This window comes from Pseudanabaena sp. PCC 6802, assembly GCF_000332175.1.
In the GTDB taxonomy this organism is placed as follows: Bacteria; Cyanobacteriota; Cyanobacteriia; order Pseudanabaenales; family Pseudanabaenaceae; genus PCC-6802.
Genome location: NZ_KB235914.1, coordinates 2,288,166 through 2,305,705, shown reverse-complemented (window position 1 = coordinate 2,305,705; position 17,540 = coordinate 2,288,166). Strand labels below are relative to the sequence as shown.

The window sequence follows — 17,540 nt, the reverse complement described above, 5'->3', positions numbered from 1 at the left end:
TGAGGTCGAGAGTTGGTCAGACTGGTTGATGGGAGTAGAACTATTCTTCAACTTTTTTAAAACATGACAGGTCTGGTTATTTGTTATTCACCGGGCGCGGTAGATCTCCAGATCAACGGAGCCTTAGGCATTTCCTTTAATGACCTGAATCGCGATCGCGCCACCAAGCTGCCTGAGATTTGTCGCTTCTTGTATCATCAGGGTATTGATGGATTTTTGCCCACCCTCGTAACTACTTCGATCGCGCAATTGCATCGATCGCTAGAAATCTTAGCCGCCGAGATCGAGCGACAACAGCAAGCTCCCGATCCGCTCGAAGCAAAAATCTTAGGCATTCATCTCGAGGGGCCTTTTCTACATCCCGATAAGCGCGGGGCGCATCCTCAGGAACATTTGTTACCGCTTAATCTCGATACGTTGTCAAAAGTACTGGGCGACTTCACCGCATTTATTAAACTAATTACGCTCGCGCCCGAACTCGATCCCACGGGCGACACGATTCAGTTTTTATGCGATCGCCAGATCGTAGTCAGCTTGGGACATTCCACGGCCAATGCCGAACAAACCAGAACTGCGATCGAGCGCGGCGCCACAATGGTTACCCATGCCTTTAATGCCATGCCCAGTTTGCATCATCGCGATGTGGGGTTATTGGGAGAAGCAATTTTAAGCGATCGAGTTTGGTGCGGGCTAATCGCCGATGGCGTTCACGTTTCGCCGCAAATGGTGAAATTGCTCTATCGGATGACAAGCAAGATTTTTCTGGTCAGCGATGCCCTGGCGCCACTTGGGTTGCCAGATGGCAGCTACCCTTGGGACGATCGACAAATCGCAGTTGCCAATGGCACGGCAAGGTTACCCGATGGTACGCTCTCAGGTACGACCGTTCCTTTGCTCAACGCAATCAAGAATCTCCTGGATTGGGGGATTATTCAGGCAGAAGAACAAGCAATTAATTTGGCGATCGCCGCGCCGCGTCTTGCGATGAATCTAGAGATCGAGCCCCAAGCCCCTAGGCGGGTGATGTGGTATCAGTTGTCTTACAATGCACCCCCACCACTGCCCACGACTTGGTTTGGATATGGGATCGTCGGTTGACATACTCACCGAGCTAAAGCAACGGTGATTCTTGACGCTTCACAGCAACGCGCTACCGAAGTAGTCTTACCATCGCTCCACGTCCGTTTAGAGTCTCCCAATGCCCTATGGCGACTAGCTACATCTTACCAAAAAGCCGTGCTAGAAGCACGGGGTTTTAGAACCCATTTAGGAAGTCGCAGTTGCCAGATTTCTTAGCATTTTGCGGATTAAAGCCAAGTAAATAAACGATTCAGACATTTGCTCATAAAATTCATAATCCTTGCTTAGTCTACGACAATTACCTAAGAACCCATTTAGGAAGTCGCAGTTGCCAGATTTCTTAGCATTTTGCGGATTAAAGCCAAGTAAATAAACGATTCAGACATTTGCTCATAAAATTCATAATCCTTGCTTAGTCTACGACAATTACCTAACCAAGCAAAGGTTCGCTCTACCACCCAACGCTTTGACTCCACTACAAAACCTTTCTGATTGTCTGCCCGTTTGCTAACTTCCCAAAGCCATCCGAAGTTGTCGTTGACCCATTGTGTGATTTCATCACCAGAGAATCCAGCATCAACCAGAATTTTCTCTAATCGTGGTAATGGAGATGTGAGATTCTGTAACAACTGCTTAGCTCCTGCTCTTTCACCGATGTTAGCTGCACACACCAACACCTTTACAACTAAGCCCAAGGTGTCAACCATAGCGAAGCGTTTTCTGCCCTTGATTTGCTTACCGCCATCAAAACCTCGACTGCCCGCACTTTCTGTTGTCTTCACACTCTGGCTATCGATACTCACCAAGCTTGGGGTCGCCTCTTTACTAACCTTTTCCCTAAATTGTTGGCTCAATTTGCGATTAATCTCCTCCAGTAGCCCAGTTCTTTCCCACCTTTGCCAGTAGAAATAGACCGTTGAGTAAGGCGGAAAGTCATGGGGTAGATTCTGCCATGTACAACCATTTTTGAGTATATAGAAAATGGCATTCAGTAACTCTCGCATATTTGTTTTGGGTGGCCTACCCCATTTTGATGGTTTGGGTAGCATGGGTGCGATAATTTCCCATTCTTGGTTGGATAAATCGGTATTATAGGATCGGCGCATCTCTTCAGGTTTATACTAGACTTCATCAGTATTTATACCTGCTTTTGGTGCGCCTTTTACTTCCTAAATGGCTTCTTAGACCCAATTTTCTGATAAAGAGATTTCTCGACCAGTAGGGGCTGCGCCTCTGAGTGCCCTTAATTTTTTGTTAGTTGGTTATCAATTGTGAGATGGCTGAGCGCGTCGGCGAAATCCCGAACTCCTTTGAATTGGCGATAGACCGAGGCGAACCGGACGTAAGCAACTTCGCTGATTCCTCGTAATTGCTCTAGAACTGCCTCGCCAATCTCTACGCTGTGGACGTTGCGATCGCTCCGCATTTGTAGCTGTGCTTCGATCTCGTCGATCGTCGCTTCCAGCTTTTCCTGCGGTACTCCCGTTTTTTCGCAGGCACGGATGACCCCGCGTAACAGTTTGGAGCGATCGAAGGATTCTTGGGTGCCATCGCGCTTGATCACTGTAATTGGCACGAATTCAATACGTTCGTACGTGGTAAAGCGTCGGTTGCATTTCAGGCATTCCCGCCTGCGACGGATACTATGACCCTCTTCCGCAGAGCGCGACTCTAACACTCGACTATCAGTATGTTGGCAGAAAGGGCAGAGCATGGAATGTCCCAAACATCCGTAAAATAGGCAGCCTAGGCAATTATTATAGCTTTCAGCTTTCAGCTTTGAGCTTTTTAAAAATCTTGTGCGATCGTTCTCCAGGTTCAAAACTTCTTCACTAAGGCTGACCGCTGACTGCTGCAAGCAATAAGTATTTTTACGACTCTACAAATGTTAATATTAAATAAATCTGTGTTTATAACTACTACGAAAAAAACATGCCTCAAAAAACCACTGTAATATCCCCATCGATCCTATCTGCTGATTTCAGCCGTCTGGGAGAGGAAATTCGTGCAGTTGATGCAGCAGGCGCGGATTGGATTCATGTCGATGTCATGGATGGTCGGTTTGTGCCTAATATTACGATTGGGCCATTAATCGTTGAGGCAATTCGTCCTACTACAACCAAGCCATTGGACGTGCACCTAATGATCGTAGAACCGGAGAAGTACGTGCCGGACTTTGCGGCAGCAGGGGCTGATATCATCACCGTGCACGCCGAACACAATGCTTGCCCTCACCTGCATCGCAATTTAGGGCAAATTCGCGAACTAGGCAAGCAGGCAGGCGTTTCGCTCAACCCCTCCACGCCATTAAGCTTTATCGAACACGTTCTAGAACTTTGCGATCTGGTATTAATCATGAGCGTTAATCCCGGCTTTGGCGGTCAAAGCTTTATCCCTGAAGTAGTACCTAAGATTGCTGCCCTGCGTCGTATGTGCAACGAGCGCGGTCTCGATCCATGGATTGAGGTAGATGGTGGTCTAAAAGGCAACAATACCTGGCAAGTCCTCGAAGCTGGAGCCAATGCCATTGTGGCTGGTTCGGCAGTATTCAAAGCCAGCGACTACACTAAAGCAATTAGCGATATCCGCCACAGCAAGCGTCCAGAATTAGTTCACGCCTAGAGGCGCATAACAAAATTTATAGTAGTAGGGTGGGCAATGCCCACCCTACTTTGTGTGTAAGGTTTACAATCACCTTAGAGCTAGAAAACCGGTCTGAGGACAGCGTATGAATAACTCGAAAGCAAAAGTACCGCGCAGTTTTTCCTTATCCAATAAAGTGTGGATGTATGCCGCTCTTGTACCTATATTTGGGGTAGTTCCTGCATTGATGGCATCGATCGGCGATCGCAGCAGTCAGGAAGTCAAAGATACTAGCAAAGTAGCTATATTGTTAGCTCTGGTCTGGCTAGCATCTACAGCAATATTAGGCAGTCCAGATCGCGGTGGGGACAGCTTGCAGATCGCAACAGAATTGCTAAAAGGGACTTTTACTTCGGCTTACTTCGTCACCTCCATATACCTTATGTTCAGGTTGTACAGGGGGCAAAAGATCGGGCTGCCCGGATCGAATCGTTCCAAAAGCCCGCGAATCTAGTTCGCGATCTAATTGTGTTGCGGACTATTAAGCGCTAATCTAGGAAACATGATCGATGAAGATATCGCTTTACTAGACATAGAAACATCGTTCGCCAGCCCGCTGGATCGTCCAGAGGAGGAATTGCCGCGCCCCGATCCAGATGAAATGTTGGCTTTGTTAGATTCTGAGTCAGTTCTGGAAAGAATGCAGGCTGCCAGAGCTTTTTGCGAGCTTGAAGATCGACGAGCTATCCCTCACTTGATCGATCTGCTGCAAGATGACTGCACGCTAGTACGCGTCAGTGCTGCCTATGCTTTGGGGCGCAATCCCTCGACTACTGCCGTATTGCCCTTGATTGCCAAGCTAGACCAGGAATGGAACGGCTACGTGCGTAAAGGTATCGTGTGGGCTTTAGGTACCTGTAAGGATCGACGCGCATTAGCCCCATTAATCTCTGCCCTAAAGTATGATATTGCTGCAGTGCGGCTGTGGGCCGCCAGCGCGCTTGGGCAGTTGGGCGACCTCAGTGCTATAGAATCTTTAACTGAGACTTTACAGTCAGATCGCATCGCTGCAGTCCGAAGTAATTGTGCCTGGTCATTAGGGAAGCTGTTGCGGCTTAGAGTTGCCGATGCCCCTCATCGCCGCGACGATATCTATCATGATGCTTTAGATGCCCTGATTGGAGCATTGGAAGACGACGATCTCAGCGTCCAGGATGATGCCAAGATCACTATCAGAAAACTAGGCGATCCGCGTGGACTGAGGGTGTTGGAGCAAATAGAGATAGAGCAAGGTTATTGCGATTTATTTTAAGTTAACGTCAGTTTGACGGGTCATAAAGATGGCAGAACGCAGGGCAGGCTTTCCTTACTTGCCACCAATGCGACTATCGTGTTTTTCCATAGCTACAGAGCCTTTTGGGGGACATTTCGTACCAAGTTCGTACCAATTTTTGGTTAAAAGGCAGTACGGATGCCAGTTTTTTAATAGATCTAAAATGAGCTACGGTGAACCAGCGCCCCTTTTTTGTAAAAAAGTAGCTGCTCTATGCGCTTTAATTTCGAGGATGGCAGGTATTATAACTGGAGTTTAGACTAAAAAGTGGTAAAAAGCAGCCAGCCATTGCAGACTGACCGCTTGATGATGGAAGCTGAAAAGACTATAAAATCAACAGCTTCATCATGATTAGTTTGGATAAACTTGAGCAATTTCGCAAGTACACGTACGAAATTATAGGGAACGGGAGAGATGCGCTGTTCGACTTGATGGATGCGGTACTGACGAGTCGGAGTGTTTCATCGTTTGTGGAACTTTCGTTAAGCCCATTATTTCGGAGGGAGTGGTCGAGTATCTATGAAGCACTGCAAGATAGTCATCCTCCACGTGAAGACTTGATGAAGCAATACATACAGCAAATGCCGGCAGCAGAGGTGACGATATTGGCGGGCGACCATACAGCCTGGTCGCGTCCCTATGCGGTGACATTACAAGAACGCACCTACGAACATCAACCTCAACCGGGAGTAGGAAGCAAACCTGTTACGGTGGGGCAAGGATACAGCACAATTGCCTGGATTCCAGAGTCAGAAGGGAGTTTTGCCTTACCGTTGCGGCATGAGCGGATCACCAGTTTCGAGAACCCGATTCAGAAAGCCGCTAGTCAGTTACGCTTGGTTTGTGCGGAAATTCCTGGGACTGTGCTTTTCCTGGGGGATGGCGAGTATGGGTGCGCACCATTTTTGCAGCAAACAGCAGACATCCCGTGTATCAAGCTGCTCAGGCTACGCCCCAACCGGGTTCTGTATCATGCCCCAAAGGATTACGAGGGGCATGGGCGACCCCATAAGCATGGAGAGAAATTTAGCCTCAAAGACTCTGACACTTGGTCTATTCCCCAAGCAGACATCACAATTGCAGAGCCTAAACTGGGACGATTGCAAATTCGTCGATGGCCAAACCTGCACTTAAAGCAAGCCGCAGACCATCCCTTTACACTCATTCTGGTCGAACGTCTTGATATGCCTGAATCGAAACCCCTGTGGTTGATTTGGGTCGCTAAAGACGAGCCAATCTTGAGTGAGGTATGGCAAAAATATCTGCGCAGATTTGCCATTGAGCATTGGTATCGCTTGGTGCGTCAACGTCTCCATTGGACAATCCCTCAGCTTTCTACCCCTGCTCAGATGGAGACTTGGTCGGACTTGATGCCTTTACTTACTTGGCAATTGTGGCTCGCTCGTGAACTTGTCCAAGACTCTCCTCTGCCTTGGCAGAAACCGATGACTAAATTGTCTCCTGGTCGAGTTGCAAATGCTTTTGCTTTAGTTTTGGTCAGGATTGGCTCTCCTTCCCCTGACCCTAAACCTCGCGGTAAGTCTCCAGGTTGGCCTCTTGGGAAAAAACGAACCCAACGGATTCGTTATCCTACTGTCAAAAAACGCTATGCCAAGCCCCTCAAAAAAGCTTCCGCTGCAACTGCTTAGCTCAACTTCTTCCCTTTTATCCTCTCTCTCGCTAGTTTCTATCTAGCGAGATGCTTCTTGTTGCCTTTTAGTCTAAACTCCAGTTATAACCTGTCGATCTTTGCTATAATTAACCGCCTGAGGGCGATTAGCACAGTGGTAGCGCACTTCCTTCACACGGAAGGGGTCACTGGTTCGAGTCCAGTATCGCCCATTGGTTTGGGAGCCAGGTATAGCCATATTTGCTAGAAGCAATATATCATATTTATAAGAATGATAATCGTTCTCATTTTTTGGCTTCTGGCTTTAGTTCCAGGCGATCGGGTTTTTGAGTTATTCCCTTAAGCCGTCAGCTAACACAGTGTGGCAGTGTAGGATGCAATTTTTGTAATCTTCAGCATTTCATTCCCTCCGCGCTGCAACTCATACGAAACTCTCCTGATTTCACAGGTATATCCTGTTTTCTCTAGATATTCTACTATTGTTCTTAGATGCGGCGACGGTTGTAGCATTAAGGTTAGTAATGGAAAAATTCTCACCTCTTGGCAGACTCTCAGCATTTCCAAAATGGAATCTAAATGAAACGCCTCATCAAAATGGTCGGAATACAAGAACAGGAAATGGGAACACAAACCCAGTTCGTATTCGCAGTCTCGATACTTTAATCCGGGCAATTCACCGATTGCGTACCGTCCCTGTTCCTTACCGTTCTCGTAATCATCGCAAAAGAGGCTTATTGCTCGCTCTCGATTTTCCCTCAATCCCCTGGGAGAACTGTGATACGCCCACAACCAGTCGTCTGGGGTACGCTCTACCTGCTCGATAATATTGTCAACGACTTCGTAAAAGCGATTTCTAATTTGCTCTGCAGTAAAGCTATAAAGCGGGTCAATGGATTTGATGCGATATCCAAGCTTTGTCCCTTCGGCATTAAAGCTAGCTGGCCCATCAGCCACGCTCAAAATTGTTTTACTTAGATCGCGTGCCGTGAGATCGAATATTTTGACGTACTCATCGAAAGAGCGCCCGAAAGGAACTACTCCCTCCAATTGCATTACCATAACGCTGTTTTCCCTACAATAGTGGTTTTCACTTGAGAACGGGTTTTATCGACGGAGTGAAGGGTGGAACCCTTTCTTGAGGCAACGCCCCCACCCCCCCTTCTTGTTTTCATCTGAAAACCGCTATATGTATGAATTGCGATCGCCTGAGTAGTCATACAACCACCTCTCAAGGTTTGGTCGGGCAATCAGTTTTTTTCTAGTTGACTGACTAAAGTATGCTTGCTAGCAAAGCCTTTTGCACGTGGAGGCGGTTTTCGGCTTGATCCCAGACCCGCGACTGGCTACCCTCAATTACATCGTTGGTAATTTCCTCGCCGCGATGGGCGGGCAAACAATGCAGGACGATCGCGCTGGGATCGGCTAAGGACAACAGATCGGCATTTAGTTGAAATGGCTGAAAAATAGGAATGCGATCGTCGGCTTCGGCTTCTTGCCCCATGCTTGCCCACACATCGGTGTAGAGTACGTGGGCGGACTGAGCCGCTAATTTGGGATCGTCAGTCACGATCGCTTCCGAATTTTGGGCAATGCTTTTAGCTTTGGCGACGACTTCGCGATCGGGGGCAAACCCGTTTGGCGCTGCTACCCGTACGTTCATACCCACTAGAGCGCATCCCAGTAGCAGTGAATGTGCCACATTGTTGCCATCTCCGACATAGGTTAGGGTCAGCCCCTGAAGCTTGCCAAAATTTTCCTGGATTGTAAGCAAGTCGGCAAGGGCTTGGCAGGGGTGTTCTAGATCGGTCAGGGCATTAATGATGGGGATTTGGCAATAGTGGGCAAACGTTTCCAGGTCGGATTGGGCAAAGGTACGAATTGCCAAAACATCGACATAGCGATCGAGTACCCGTGCTGTATCCTCAAGCGGTTCGCCCCGACTCACCTGGGTCACGCTAGGGTCAAGGTCAATAACATGCCCGCCTAGTTGGTGCATTGCCACCGTAAAGCTAACTCGCGTACGGGTCGAAGCTTTACGGAATACCAAGCCCAGCGTCTTGTGGCGAAGGTCTGGGCCTGTTGATTCCCCTTTTTTAAGCTGGTGCGCCAAATTAAGCAGCGCTTGTACTTCAGCACTTTGTAGATCGGCCAGGCTAAGTAGATCTCGACCCTGCAAACTTCCCATTATTTGTGTACCTGCTATTACAGTGGCTGGTTATGAGCTAGCGAAAAGCTGTGAAGCTATAAATTATCGCTCATTATTACCTAACTTAGAAAGCATAAGTCGTTCGTATGCGCAGCCACAAACAATGCTAATCTTAAAATAAAGTTAAGTTTTATTGCGAAATCCATATGCTGCGCCTCGAACATATCAAGAAAATTTACCCGACAGGCGAAGTGTTGAAAGATGTAAACTGGGAGGTTAAACCGGGCGATCGCATTGGTCTGGTAGGCGTAAATGGCGCTGGTAAATCGACGCAGCTTAAAATTATTGCGGGGGAGATCGAACCAACTGACGGACAGGTAGTGAAACCCTCTAGCCTCAAGATTGCCTACCTGACCCAGGAGTTTGAGGTCGATCCGCAGCGTACGATCAAAGCAGAGTTCTGGACGGTATTCCACGAGGCAAATCAGATTCAGGCAGACTTAGCGATTGTCAGCCATAAGCTAGAAAATCTCAAACCTGGGGATGATTTTGAGAAACTGCTCAAGCAAATGGATCGATTGCAGCGGCAATTTGAAGCCCTCAATGGCTACGAGCTAGAGAGTCGCATCGATAAAATTTTACCGGAGCTAGGATTTGAATTGGGCGATAGCGATCGCACTGTAGATGAGTTTAGCGGTGGCTGGCAGATGCGCGTGAGTTTGGGCAAGATTCTCTTACAAGAACCAGATCTACTACTACTGGACGAACCGACGAACCACCTCGACTTAGAAACAATTGAGTGGTTGGAAACCTATCTCAAGAATCTCAAAACCCCTATGGTGATTGTTTCTCACGATCGTCAGTTTCTCGATCGACTTTGCACTCAAATTGTGGAAACCGAGCGCGGCGTATCTACTACTTATTTGGGTAATTATTCCGCCTACTTAACCCAAAAGGAAGAAGCTAGAGAAGCGCAACTTGGTGCTTTTGAGCGCCAGCAGAAATACTTAGAAAAGCAACAGGTGTTTGTAGAGAGATTTCGCGCTAGTGCCACGCGCAGCACGCAGGCAAAGAGCCGCGAGAAACTCCTCGATAAAATCGAGCGTATTGAGGCTCCAGATGGCGGAGTTCGTACGTTAAAATTCCGCTTCCCACCCGCCAGTCGCAGCGGTCGAGTTGTGGTGGAAATTAAAGACCTCACCCATGCGTACGGCGAGCAAATTCTGTTTTTGGGGGCAAACCTATTAATAGAGAAAGGCGATCGCATTGCCTTTCTCGGCCCTAACGGTGCGGGCAAATCAACTCTACTCAAAATCATCGTAGGTCAAGAGCCATATAACGATGGAGAAATTCAATTGGGTCATAACGTCCTGCCCGGCTACTTCGAGCAAAATCAAGCGGAGGCTCTGGATCTACATAAGACCGTCCTGGCAACGATTCACGATGACTTTCCCAAAATGAAGGAAGAGGAAGTACGCAGTCTGCTCGGAAGATTCCTATTTAGCGGCGATGACGTATTTAAGAAAGTTGCAGATATCAGCGGCGGTGAAAAAGCCCGTCTGGCGCTAGCGAAAATGCTACTGCAACCCGTCAACTTTTTGATTTTAGACGAGCCGACCAACCACCTCGACATCCCTGCTAAAGAGATGCTCGAAGAAGCTTTAAAAGAATACGATGGTACCGTAGCGATCGTATCCCACGATCGCTACTTTATCTCTCAAGTGGCAAATAAGATTGTCGAGATTCGCGATGGCGATCTGCGGGTATATGCAGGTGACTATGCCTACTATCTCGAAAAAATTGATGAAGAAAAGCGCGAAGCTGCTCACGCTGCTGCTATGGCTGCCAAAGCTGCTAAGGATGCTGCTAAGCGAGCTAAGGAAAAAGAGAAACAAAAAGAGAAGCAAAAAGAGAAAACTAAACGATAGAACCAAGCAAAGCATCGTTCAAGGTAAGATGAGAGATGGTAAATGTAGGATAGAACGAGAATGTACGTCAAAGCACAACTATTGCTAGCAGTTTCCGTCATAGCCGCGATCGCTTTTGTAGGCTGCATATACGAGCTATCCTCGGGCGAGCCGGAACTTGGTAGCACGATCACCTGGGCAATTTTAGGAGTTAGCTTACCTGCCTGCGTCTTCTTTTTCCTGACCGCCGTTAAGCTTGCTAGAGCTTCTATAGAAAACGATCGCTAGGCATTATAGGTATGCATAACATGAAAACCTATGACTGGATTGTGGTGGGTGGGGGCATTACTGGTGCTGCCCTCAGCTACGAGCTAGGTCGGGTTGGGTTTTCCGTTCTGCTGCTCGAACCATATCCCATCTCCGATCGCGCATCGAATGCCACGCGCTATAGCTACGGCGGTATTCCCTACTGGTCGGGGACAACACCCCTAACACGCCAACTCTGTACTGAGGGTATAGATATTCAAAGTCACCTTACGGATGAGTTAGGCGCTGATACGGAATTTCGCTATCTGGATCTGGTTCTGACCATCGGGCTGGACGAAGATGTGCGAAGAACTCTGGCAGGTTATCGAGATGGCGCGATCGCACCCACCTTAGTCTCTGTATCTCAGGCTTGCGAGTTAGAACCTTTGCTCGATTCCAAGGCGATCGCTGGAGCTTTGCTATTCAAACATGCCCATGTGAATCCCAGGCGGTTGGTTGCAGCCTACTGTAGTGCATTTCAGCGACATGGCGGCACCTTGATTCATGCCAAACTCGAACGCCTGCTGTGCGATCGCCATAGGACTCAGGGTGCAATTGCCAACGGAACGACGTATCATGCCAATAACGTTGCGATCTGCGCCGGTGGAATGAGCCGTCAGTTGCTCAAGGATGCTGGCATCCATATCAAGCAATATTTCACCCACGCCGAACTAATCGAAACAAAGCCCGTAGATCTGAAGTTGCGCGCCTTAGTGATGCCAGCAACAAACCAACGGATGCAATTTGAGACAGATGCCAGTCAAGGGGAAATCGATGCCCTATGGGATGAAAGCGATCGCGAATTAGCGCCGCCATCTATCGATCCTGGGGCAATTCAGTTTTTAGATCGCACGATCGAGATCGGTCAACTGAGCCGCCTCCTGACTAATCCCCATGCAAAGGTAGATGCGGTACAGAGCGAAGCTAAGATTCGCTCGCAAGTGGGTAAAGTTTTACCCGCGATCGCATCACTACCCGGTCAGTGGCACAGTTGCCTGGTGGCTTTTAGTCAAGATGGCTTGCCCTTAATTGGAGCGGTACCGGATTATGCCAATATCCACATATTCTCTGGCTTTACCAGTCCTATGGTCTACGTTCCGACCTTAGCCCGCAGGTTCGCCGCCTTTGCCAACGGTGCAAGCGATGATATTATTCCCCAACTTTCACCCCTGCGATTTGCATAGAACGTGATAGATTTGGTTCTTCGACTGCTGGGAAGCTGGCAAAATTACGCCGTACCCAATCCATTCCCACTTCATTGTTCAGCTTATAGCGTTTTTCAATTGAGAACAGGTTTCACTGACGGGGTGAAGGGGTGGTACCCCTTCTTGGGGGCGTTGCCCCCCAAACCCCCTACTTTTTCCGATCTGAAAACCGCTATAATCCTTTGTGGTGTATTGGGATAAATCTTGCTTAAAATCTGCGCGTCTTGTTCTATAACTACATCAATTAGCTTCAGCAAATTGCCTTTGAGCAAATGCGCGATTGGGGCATGTGCCTTCATATACATCAATACGAATATGCAAGATCGGCGATCGATTTCAGGAAGATAAAAATGACATTCCTTGAAACTCAATAGTTTACTCTCTCCATGCATTAACCCCATAAATGGGAAAAAATTCTCCAAGTGTGCTTCCAGTATTTTCGGCATCGCCAGTTGAGCGGGATTTTTCAAAATATCTTGCCATGATGGTTGCTTGCGGGGTTGGTATATGTAATTAGAATATGTTCTTGGAAGATGGTTTCTTTATACCCAAGTGTTTTATGAACGAAGGAGAGAGTCTGGTTCGCGTATGTCCTGTCCACCAAGAACCGCTCGTGACAGAGCGAGTTCCAATCCTACCGGGTATGCACAGATATACACCTGTATGGCAACGGCTGCGGCAAGAGCGCTTTCCCTTTAGCAATACTGTTATTTGCGGCGGCTGTTACTCCAGCTTCGATCGAGATATCGAAGCTTTGGTATGTCGCTCGTGCCGTACCGAAGAAATCCACACATGGCAAAAAGATGCACGCAATCGCTTTTGTGTTCCTCAACTACACATCGACGAATTAAAGCGTAGATACCTCGAAACAATTGGTTTAGAGGGAAGTCGACCGCAGCAGCAAGATCGAAAACAGGCTAGCCAGGGTGGCTAGCCTGCGATTGTAAGTAAAGTATCGATCTTTTAGATCTCCTTACTGCACGACGAGTTTGACGTTGGCATTGCTAAGACCAGGCCGTCTGACTTCGTTAAGGGTTCTATTGACTGCGTACTTTTGGTTAATCGAGTTGATCAACTCAGTTTGGTTGTGCTTCTTGGCAACACCCCAAAGGTCGGCAATTAGATCGAAGCTGCCATCAGCATTGCGAGACCAGCCCAGGTCGTAGTCGCCTTCGAGGGTGGCAACAATGTCGGCACGAACGCGCTGACCGTTGTAGCCGCGTACATCTGCTTCAGTTTTGACGCTAATCCCTAGATCGCGTAGCGAGGTCTTGAGGATTTCGGCATCAGTAATTTTTGTGCGTAGAGTGCTGAAGTGAGACATGATTGCGATTGCTCCTAATGAATTAAGAAATAACTAGGAAATAATACTAATAATTGCTAATACCCAAGATTAATAGAGAGGAGCGCGATCGCTACGATCTAGCCATACAACTTAACTAATTTTCGGATCGCGCGTTACAGTCCTTTACTATGCGTTACTGGGGTATTACCGGAGAATAGATTTGTATAGACAAGCTATTGCCAAATGCTATGGCGTAACAAGCCTAGCGAGCTATTGCACGACGAGTTTGACGTTAGCATTGCTAAGACCAGGTCGTCTGACTTCGTTGAGGGTCTTGTTAACGGCGTACTTCTGGTTAATCGAGTTGATCAACTCAGTTTGGTTGTGCTTCTTGGCAACACCCCAAAGGTCGGCAATTAGATCGAAGCTGCCATCAGCATTGCGAGACCAGCCCAGGTCGTAGTCGCCTTCGAGGGTGGCAACAATGTCGGCACGAATGCGCTGACCGTTGTAGCCGCGTACATCTGCTTCAGTTTTGACGCTAATCCCTAGATCGCGTAGCGAGGTCTTGAGGATTTCGGCATCAGTAATTTTTGTGCGTAGAGTGCTGAAGTGAGACATAATGGGTATACTCCTGTAAACGAATAAGTGTGAACTGAGGGAGAATACTTACCTAAAAAGGTACGTATTGTGCTGCTAGCCTTAAGTATGGCGACTTATGAGCTAGCCTTTACCCGGCCACTAGCCGGGAAAGCTTTTAAAACTCCATACGCTGATACTCAGCGACGGTAGTTGCGGCTGGGCGAGCCCGCAGTCGTGCCCAATCGCGCAAAGCTGCTACCTGCTCTGTCATCGTCCGCGAAAGGGGGGTTGTAGATTTAACTGCGGATATAATGTCCAACTGGGTAAACTCTCGGTCTTGGGCAAATGCCTCATACATAGCAGCAATAATTGCCTGCTCGATTTCTGCCCCTGAAAAGCCCTCGCTCACGCTAGAGAGTTGGGGTAAGTCGAAGCGGGAAACATCTGAGCGCCGTTTGCTCAAGTGAATTTGGAAAATTTGGCTGCGTTCTTCAAAGTTTGGTAGATCGACAAAGAATAACTCGTCAAACCGTCCCTTGCGCAGGAACTCACCAGGTAGTCGATCTACGCGATTAGCGGTTGCCATGACAAATACTGGCGATCTTTTCTCCTGCATCCAGGTGAGGAATGTACCAAAGATGCGGGATGAAGTGCCACCGTCGGAATCGGCTGAACCAGCACTACCAGCAAAAGCCTTATCAAGTTCGTCAATAAATAGAATCATGGGAGAGATGGACTCAGCCGCCTTGAGGGCATTGCGCAGATTTGCCTCCGATCTCCCAACCGTGGAACCATCATAAACTCTACCCATGTCTAACCGGACTAGAGGCAACGCCCAAACTTTGGAAGCAGTTTTGGCAATTAATGATTTACCGCAACCCGGCACGCCCAAGATCAACATACCTTTGGGTTGAGGTAGGCCGTATTCTCTGGCTCGTTGCGTAAAGGCATTCGATCTTTGCGTCAACCAGTGCTTTAGCTCCTCCAGACCACCCACCCCATCTATACCTTCATCATGTTCGAGATATTCAAGGATGCCATTACGTCTAATTAGTTGCTGCTTCTCCGACAATACAATCGCCACTTCATCTTCAGTTAAACGACCGGTCGTCACCTGAGCTTTGCGGTAGACTTTCTCAGCTTCATCCCTCGTTAAGCCTAGTGCTGCACGCAGGAGCTTTTCCTTGGTTTCTGTCGGCAGTCTCTTAATGCGGGTTACGCCAAGCTGTTCTAGTAGAACTTCCTCCAATTCCTCAATTTTTGGTAGAGGGAAGTCCAGCACTACTACTTCTTTTTCTAATTCAATTGGTACAGTCTGGACGGGAGACATTAAAATAATTGTTTTTTGCATGCCCTTGAAGCTGGCGATCGCATCGCGCAACCAGCGCGTCACTGCAGGGCTTTCCACAAAAGGATGCAAATCTTTAAAGATATAGATGCCAGGTTCCTTCTGTCTGACCACCCATTCTAGCGCTGCTTCGGGCGAAACTGTATTGTGCTGCGTTATGGTACCGCTTTGCTGACCGTATTCGATCATGCCATGCGTCACAGTCCACACGAATACACTTCTACTGGGCTTGATCTGAGCAACCGTCGCGATCGTACGCTCTGCTCTTTCTTCCTCAGAAGTGATGAGGTAGACCAAGGGATATTGGGATTGAATCAGGATACTAAGTTCTTCTTGCATAGTGCTTCTTTGGATAAAGCCTGCCAATACAACCTTGACTACTAACCAATGCTTAAGTTAAAAATGCGCGATTGCTATCCGCGAGCAGAGCGTTACTAAACTCAGATCTAGAAATATTTCAGATCAACAAGGAACTAGCTGTTCGTCTTGTGCGAGCTCGTTGCGATCGAGCTGCGAGTTATTTACCCTCTGGCTAGGTTCGGCAATTAATGAGGGACTGCCACCAATAGCGAGCAGATCGCCATCTTTGAATACCAATGATTGAGAACATTCTGGGCAATTGAACACCTGATGAACGTGTCCAACACCCGCTGTCTCTACGACCTCCGCGTGGGATAGGTAGAAGGAGATCGCTTTCTCAGCTAGATCGGACATCGACTCCAGATCGATCGCCGATCTGATCTTTAATTGTCGATGTAGATCCGTCGAGAGGTATAGTGTCACCTTTTGCTTTTCCTGCATATTTCCTTTATATGTGAGATACCCGGGTATTTGGTTACTATATGGGCGACTCAGGTTACTGTCAAGATATCGTACCGTCTTGACGGCAAAATATTTACATTACTTAACATTAGACTGGCGTTGCAACAGCCAAACAAGATTTACGTCATTACGCATACATAATTAATGCAGCCATCGCTATAAAGCTTAAGACGGAGTGGGGGCGGAGATCCACACCCTCGATATTAACCAGGTCATCTATGGCTATGTGTCATAAATTATGTCATAGGGTTTAGTGGCAAGGGTTTACGATGCAAATCGATTATGGGCACACTATAATTCGCGGTGGCTTAACGGGAGAAAATTATGCTTGGTAGACAGTTCGAGACTGATAGTATGCGTGCAATGCGTAAAAGAATTTGGTTAAGTTTAGGGTTGGGTGCAGCAACACTAGCAGGTACGTCTTATATAATTCTCAATTCAGCGATCTTCAACCCAGCGATCGCTCAGACTGCGGTAGCCTTAGCACGCAACTTCCGGCCAGATCCGGTGAAATTACAAGGTCGCACTGGCGGCTCGGTCAGCATGACCAGCTTATCCGGACAGGCAAATTGTCGAGGTTTTGCCAGCGAGCAACCCAACCATACCATTAACCTGACTGCTAACTTTCCATTAGTTGATTTCTTAGTTTATACAAAGAATGTCAATGATGACACGACAATGATGATTAAAGGCCCGAATGGCTTAGTCATGTGTGCAGACGATGAATATCGAGGTCGCAACCCCCAACTCACAAGGAGATTGCCAGAGGGCAGCTATCAAATTTGGGTTGGGGCTAGAAATGCGAATCAATCAGTTAATTACACGTTATCTGTGAGCGAAATCAAGCAAAAATGAGTTTTCCACGCGGTCAGTTGGGGCTTTTTATGGCGACATGCTTATCTTTTTTAGCGGCAGGTTTGCCTGTCGCTAGTCAAACTGCGCTCAGCCCAAGATTCGCCCCCGATCCTCAGATCCTTAATGGAGTAACTAGCGGTTCTACGCCTCTCTCTAGTTTGGCAGGATCTAACAGTAACGGTAATTGCCAGGGCTTTGCTGCCGTAAACCCAAATCATAGAATCAGGCTCAAAGCACCATTCGGGTTTCTGAGCGTGAAAGTATTCTCCGATGGTGGGGCTGTATCCTTGCTAGTAAAAGGCCCCGATGGTAGCTTTTGCCGCGATCGCAGCAATCCAGAATTGTCTGGAGCTTGGGCGGCGGGCGAATACCAAATCTGGGTTAGCTCTAAGGATGGCGATCGCCACCAATACAGGCTTTCCATCAGCGAAACAAGGCAATAATATCGATCTAGGGCA

General features: G+C 47.8%; 20 protein-coding genes and 1 tRNA gene. 12 read left to right on the top strand and 9 right to left on the bottom strand.

Translation table 11 applies throughout. From position 1 onward, the window contains the following. Nucleotides 1-63 precede the first annotated feature (63 nt). On the top strand, nt 64-1,098 hold the full coding sequence (gene nagA, locus PSE6802_RS0116085; protein WP_019501073.1) for an N-acetylglucosamine-6-phosphate deacetylase: 1,035 nt from the start codon (nt 64-66) through the stop codon (nt 1,096-1,098). Nucleotides 1,099-1,394: 296 nt separating this feature from the next. On the opposite strand, the gene PSE6802_RS0116080 is transcribed toward nagA, so the two are convergent. Both PSE6802_RS0116080 and nrdR read right to left on the bottom strand, forming a co-directional pair. Further along, nucleotides 1,395-2,186, bottom strand: coding sequence for an IS5 family transposase (locus PSE6802_RS0116080; protein ID WP_019498649.1), 792 nt, complete (start codon nt 2,184-2,186; stop codon nt 1,395-1,397). Between the two features lie 137 nt (nt 2,187-2,323). After that, on the bottom strand, nt 2,324-2,794 hold the full coding sequence (nrdR, locus tag PSE6802_RS0116075; RefSeq protein ID WP_026103337.1) for a transcriptional regulator NrdR: 471 nt from the start codon (nt 2,792-2,794) through the stop codon (nt 2,324-2,326). Between the two features lie 218 nt (nt 2,795-3,012). On the opposite strand from nrdR, the gene rpe reads away from it, so the two are divergent. The 5 genes from rpe (at nt 3,013) to PSE6802_RS0116050 (ending at nt 6,838) form a co-directional block, all read left to right on the top strand. Beyond that, entirely contained in the window at nt 3,013-3,702 is a 690-nt protein-coding gene (gene rpe, locus PSE6802_RS0116070; RefSeq protein WP_019501071.1) for a ribulose-phosphate 3-epimerase, read from the top strand. A 106-nt stretch (nt 3,703-3,808) separates the two neighbouring features. Continuing rightward, nucleotides 3,809-4,177: a hypothetical protein gene (locus PSE6802_RS0116065; RefSeq protein WP_019501070.1), complete on the top strand. Its 369-nt coding sequence runs from the start codon at nt 3,809-3,811 to the stop codon at nt 4,175-4,177. Nucleotides 4,178-4,225: 48 nt separating this feature from the next. Then, nucleotides 4,226-4,975 (top strand): HEAT repeat domain-containing protein, encoded by a 750-nt coding sequence (locus PSE6802_RS0116060; RefSeq protein ID WP_019501069.1) that lies wholly within the window; start codon nt 4,226-4,228, stop codon nt 4,973-4,975. Between the two features lie 368 nt (nt 4,976-5,343). Then, nucleotides 5,344-6,645, top strand: a complete 1,302-nt coding sequence (locus tag PSE6802_RS0116055) for an NF041680 family putative transposase (RefSeq protein ID WP_019498766.1) — start codon at nt 5,344-5,346, stop codon at nt 6,643-6,645. A gap of 121 nt (nt 6,646-6,766) precedes the next feature. Continuing rightward, nucleotides 6,767-6,838, top strand: a tRNA-Val gene (locus PSE6802_RS0116050). A 139-nt stretch (nt 6,839-6,977) separates the two neighbouring features. Here PSE6802_RS0116050 and PSE6802_RS0116045 read toward each other — a convergent pair. Together PSE6802_RS0116045 and argF are read right to left on the bottom strand one after the other, a co-directional pair. Beyond that, nucleotides 6,978-7,685 carry a hypothetical protein gene (locus PSE6802_RS0116045; protein WP_019501068.1) on the bottom strand — a complete coding sequence of 236 codons (708 nt, stop codon included), beginning with the start codon at nt 7,683-7,685 and terminating at the stop codon, nt 6,978-6,980. 211 nt (nt 7,686-7,896) lie between these two features. After that, nucleotides 7,897-8,811, bottom strand: a complete 915-nt coding sequence (gene argF / locus PSE6802_RS0116040) for an ornithine carbamoyltransferase (RefSeq protein WP_019501067.1) — start codon at nt 8,809-8,811, stop codon at nt 7,897-7,899. Nucleotides 8,812-8,978: 167 nt separating this feature from the next. Between argF and PSE6802_RS0116035 the strand changes: the two genes are divergently transcribed. The 3 genes from PSE6802_RS0116035 to PSE6802_RS0116025 are packed head-to-tail and all read left to right on the top strand — an operon-like array spanning nt 8,979 to nt 12,169. Then, the gene (locus PSE6802_RS0116035; RefSeq protein WP_019501066.1) at nt 8,979-10,700 is read left to right on the top strand and encodes an ABC-F family ATP-binding cassette domain-containing protein; all 1,722 of its coding nucleotides are present in this window, start codon (nt 8,979-8,981) and stop codon (nt 10,698-10,700) included. A gap of 60 nt (nt 10,701-10,760) precedes the next feature. Beyond that, nucleotides 10,761-10,967 (top strand): hypothetical protein, encoded by a 207-nt coding sequence (locus PSE6802_RS0116030; RefSeq protein ID WP_019501065.1) that lies wholly within the window; start codon nt 10,761-10,763, stop codon nt 10,965-10,967. Between the two features lie 20 nt (nt 10,968-10,987). Beyond that, a complete protein-coding gene (locus tag PSE6802_RS0116025; RefSeq protein ID WP_019501064.1) occupies nt 10,988-12,169 on the top strand; it encodes an NAD(P)/FAD-dependent oxidoreductase in 1,182 nt (393 codons plus the stop codon). 95 nt (nt 12,170-12,264) lie between these two features. On the opposite strand, the gene PSE6802_RS34110 is transcribed toward PSE6802_RS0116025, so the two are convergent. Further along, on the bottom strand, nt 12,265-12,636 hold the full coding sequence (locus PSE6802_RS34110; RefSeq protein WP_019501063.1) for a hypothetical protein: 372 nt from the start codon (nt 12,634-12,636) through the stop codon (nt 12,265-12,267). Nucleotides 12,637-12,749: 113 nt separating this feature from the next. On the opposite strand from PSE6802_RS34110, the gene PSE6802_RS0116015 reads away from it, so the two are divergent. Then, nucleotides 12,750-13,124, top strand: a complete 375-nt coding sequence (locus PSE6802_RS0116015) for a hypothetical protein (protein ID WP_156815553.1) — start codon at nt 12,750-12,752, stop codon at nt 13,122-13,124. A 39-nt stretch (nt 13,125-13,163) separates the two neighbouring features. Here the strand turns inward: PSE6802_RS0116015 and PSE6802_RS0116010 are convergent, their stop codons facing one another. From PSE6802_RS0116010 to PSE6802_RS0115995, 4 genes are all read right to left on the bottom strand, one after another. Continuing rightward, a complete protein-coding gene (locus tag PSE6802_RS0116010) occupies nt 13,164-13,514 on the bottom strand; it encodes a DUF1257 domain-containing protein (RefSeq protein ID WP_019501061.1) in 351 nt (116 codons plus the stop codon). A 231-nt stretch (nt 13,515-13,745) separates the two neighbouring features. Next, on the bottom strand, nt 13,746-14,096 hold the full coding sequence (locus PSE6802_RS0116005) for a DUF1257 domain-containing protein (RefSeq protein ID WP_019501060.1): 351 nt from the start codon (nt 14,094-14,096) through the stop codon (nt 13,746-13,748). A 136-nt stretch (nt 14,097-14,232) separates the two neighbouring features. Then, nucleotides 14,233-15,744, bottom strand: coding sequence for a stress-responsive protein Ycf46 (gene ycf46 / locus PSE6802_RS0116000; RefSeq protein ID WP_019501059.1), 1,512 nt, complete (start codon nt 15,742-15,744; stop codon nt 14,233-14,235). Nucleotides 15,745-15,867: 123 nt separating this feature from the next. Continuing rightward, entirely contained in the window at nt 15,868-16,206 is a 339-nt protein-coding gene (locus tag PSE6802_RS0115995) for a slr0373 family blue light stress response protein (protein ID WP_019501058.1), read from the bottom strand. Between the two features lie 345 nt (nt 16,207-16,551). Here PSE6802_RS0115995 and PSE6802_RS0115990 point away from each other — a divergent pair, with 345 nt between their 5' ends. Together PSE6802_RS0115990 and PSE6802_RS29235 are read left to right on the top strand one after the other, a co-directional pair. Further along, complete coding sequence (locus tag PSE6802_RS0115990) at nt 16,552-17,082, top strand: hypothetical protein (protein WP_156815552.1); 531 nt, start codon at nt 16,552-16,554, stop codon at nt 17,080-17,082. Then, nucleotides 17,079-17,525, top strand: a complete 447-nt coding sequence (locus PSE6802_RS29235) for a hypothetical protein (protein WP_019501056.1) — start codon at nt 17,079-17,081, stop codon at nt 17,523-17,525. Before PSE6802_RS0115990 ends, PSE6802_RS29235 begins: the two co-directional genes overlap by 4 nt. The last annotated feature ends 15 nt before the right edge of the window (nt 17,526-17,540 follow it).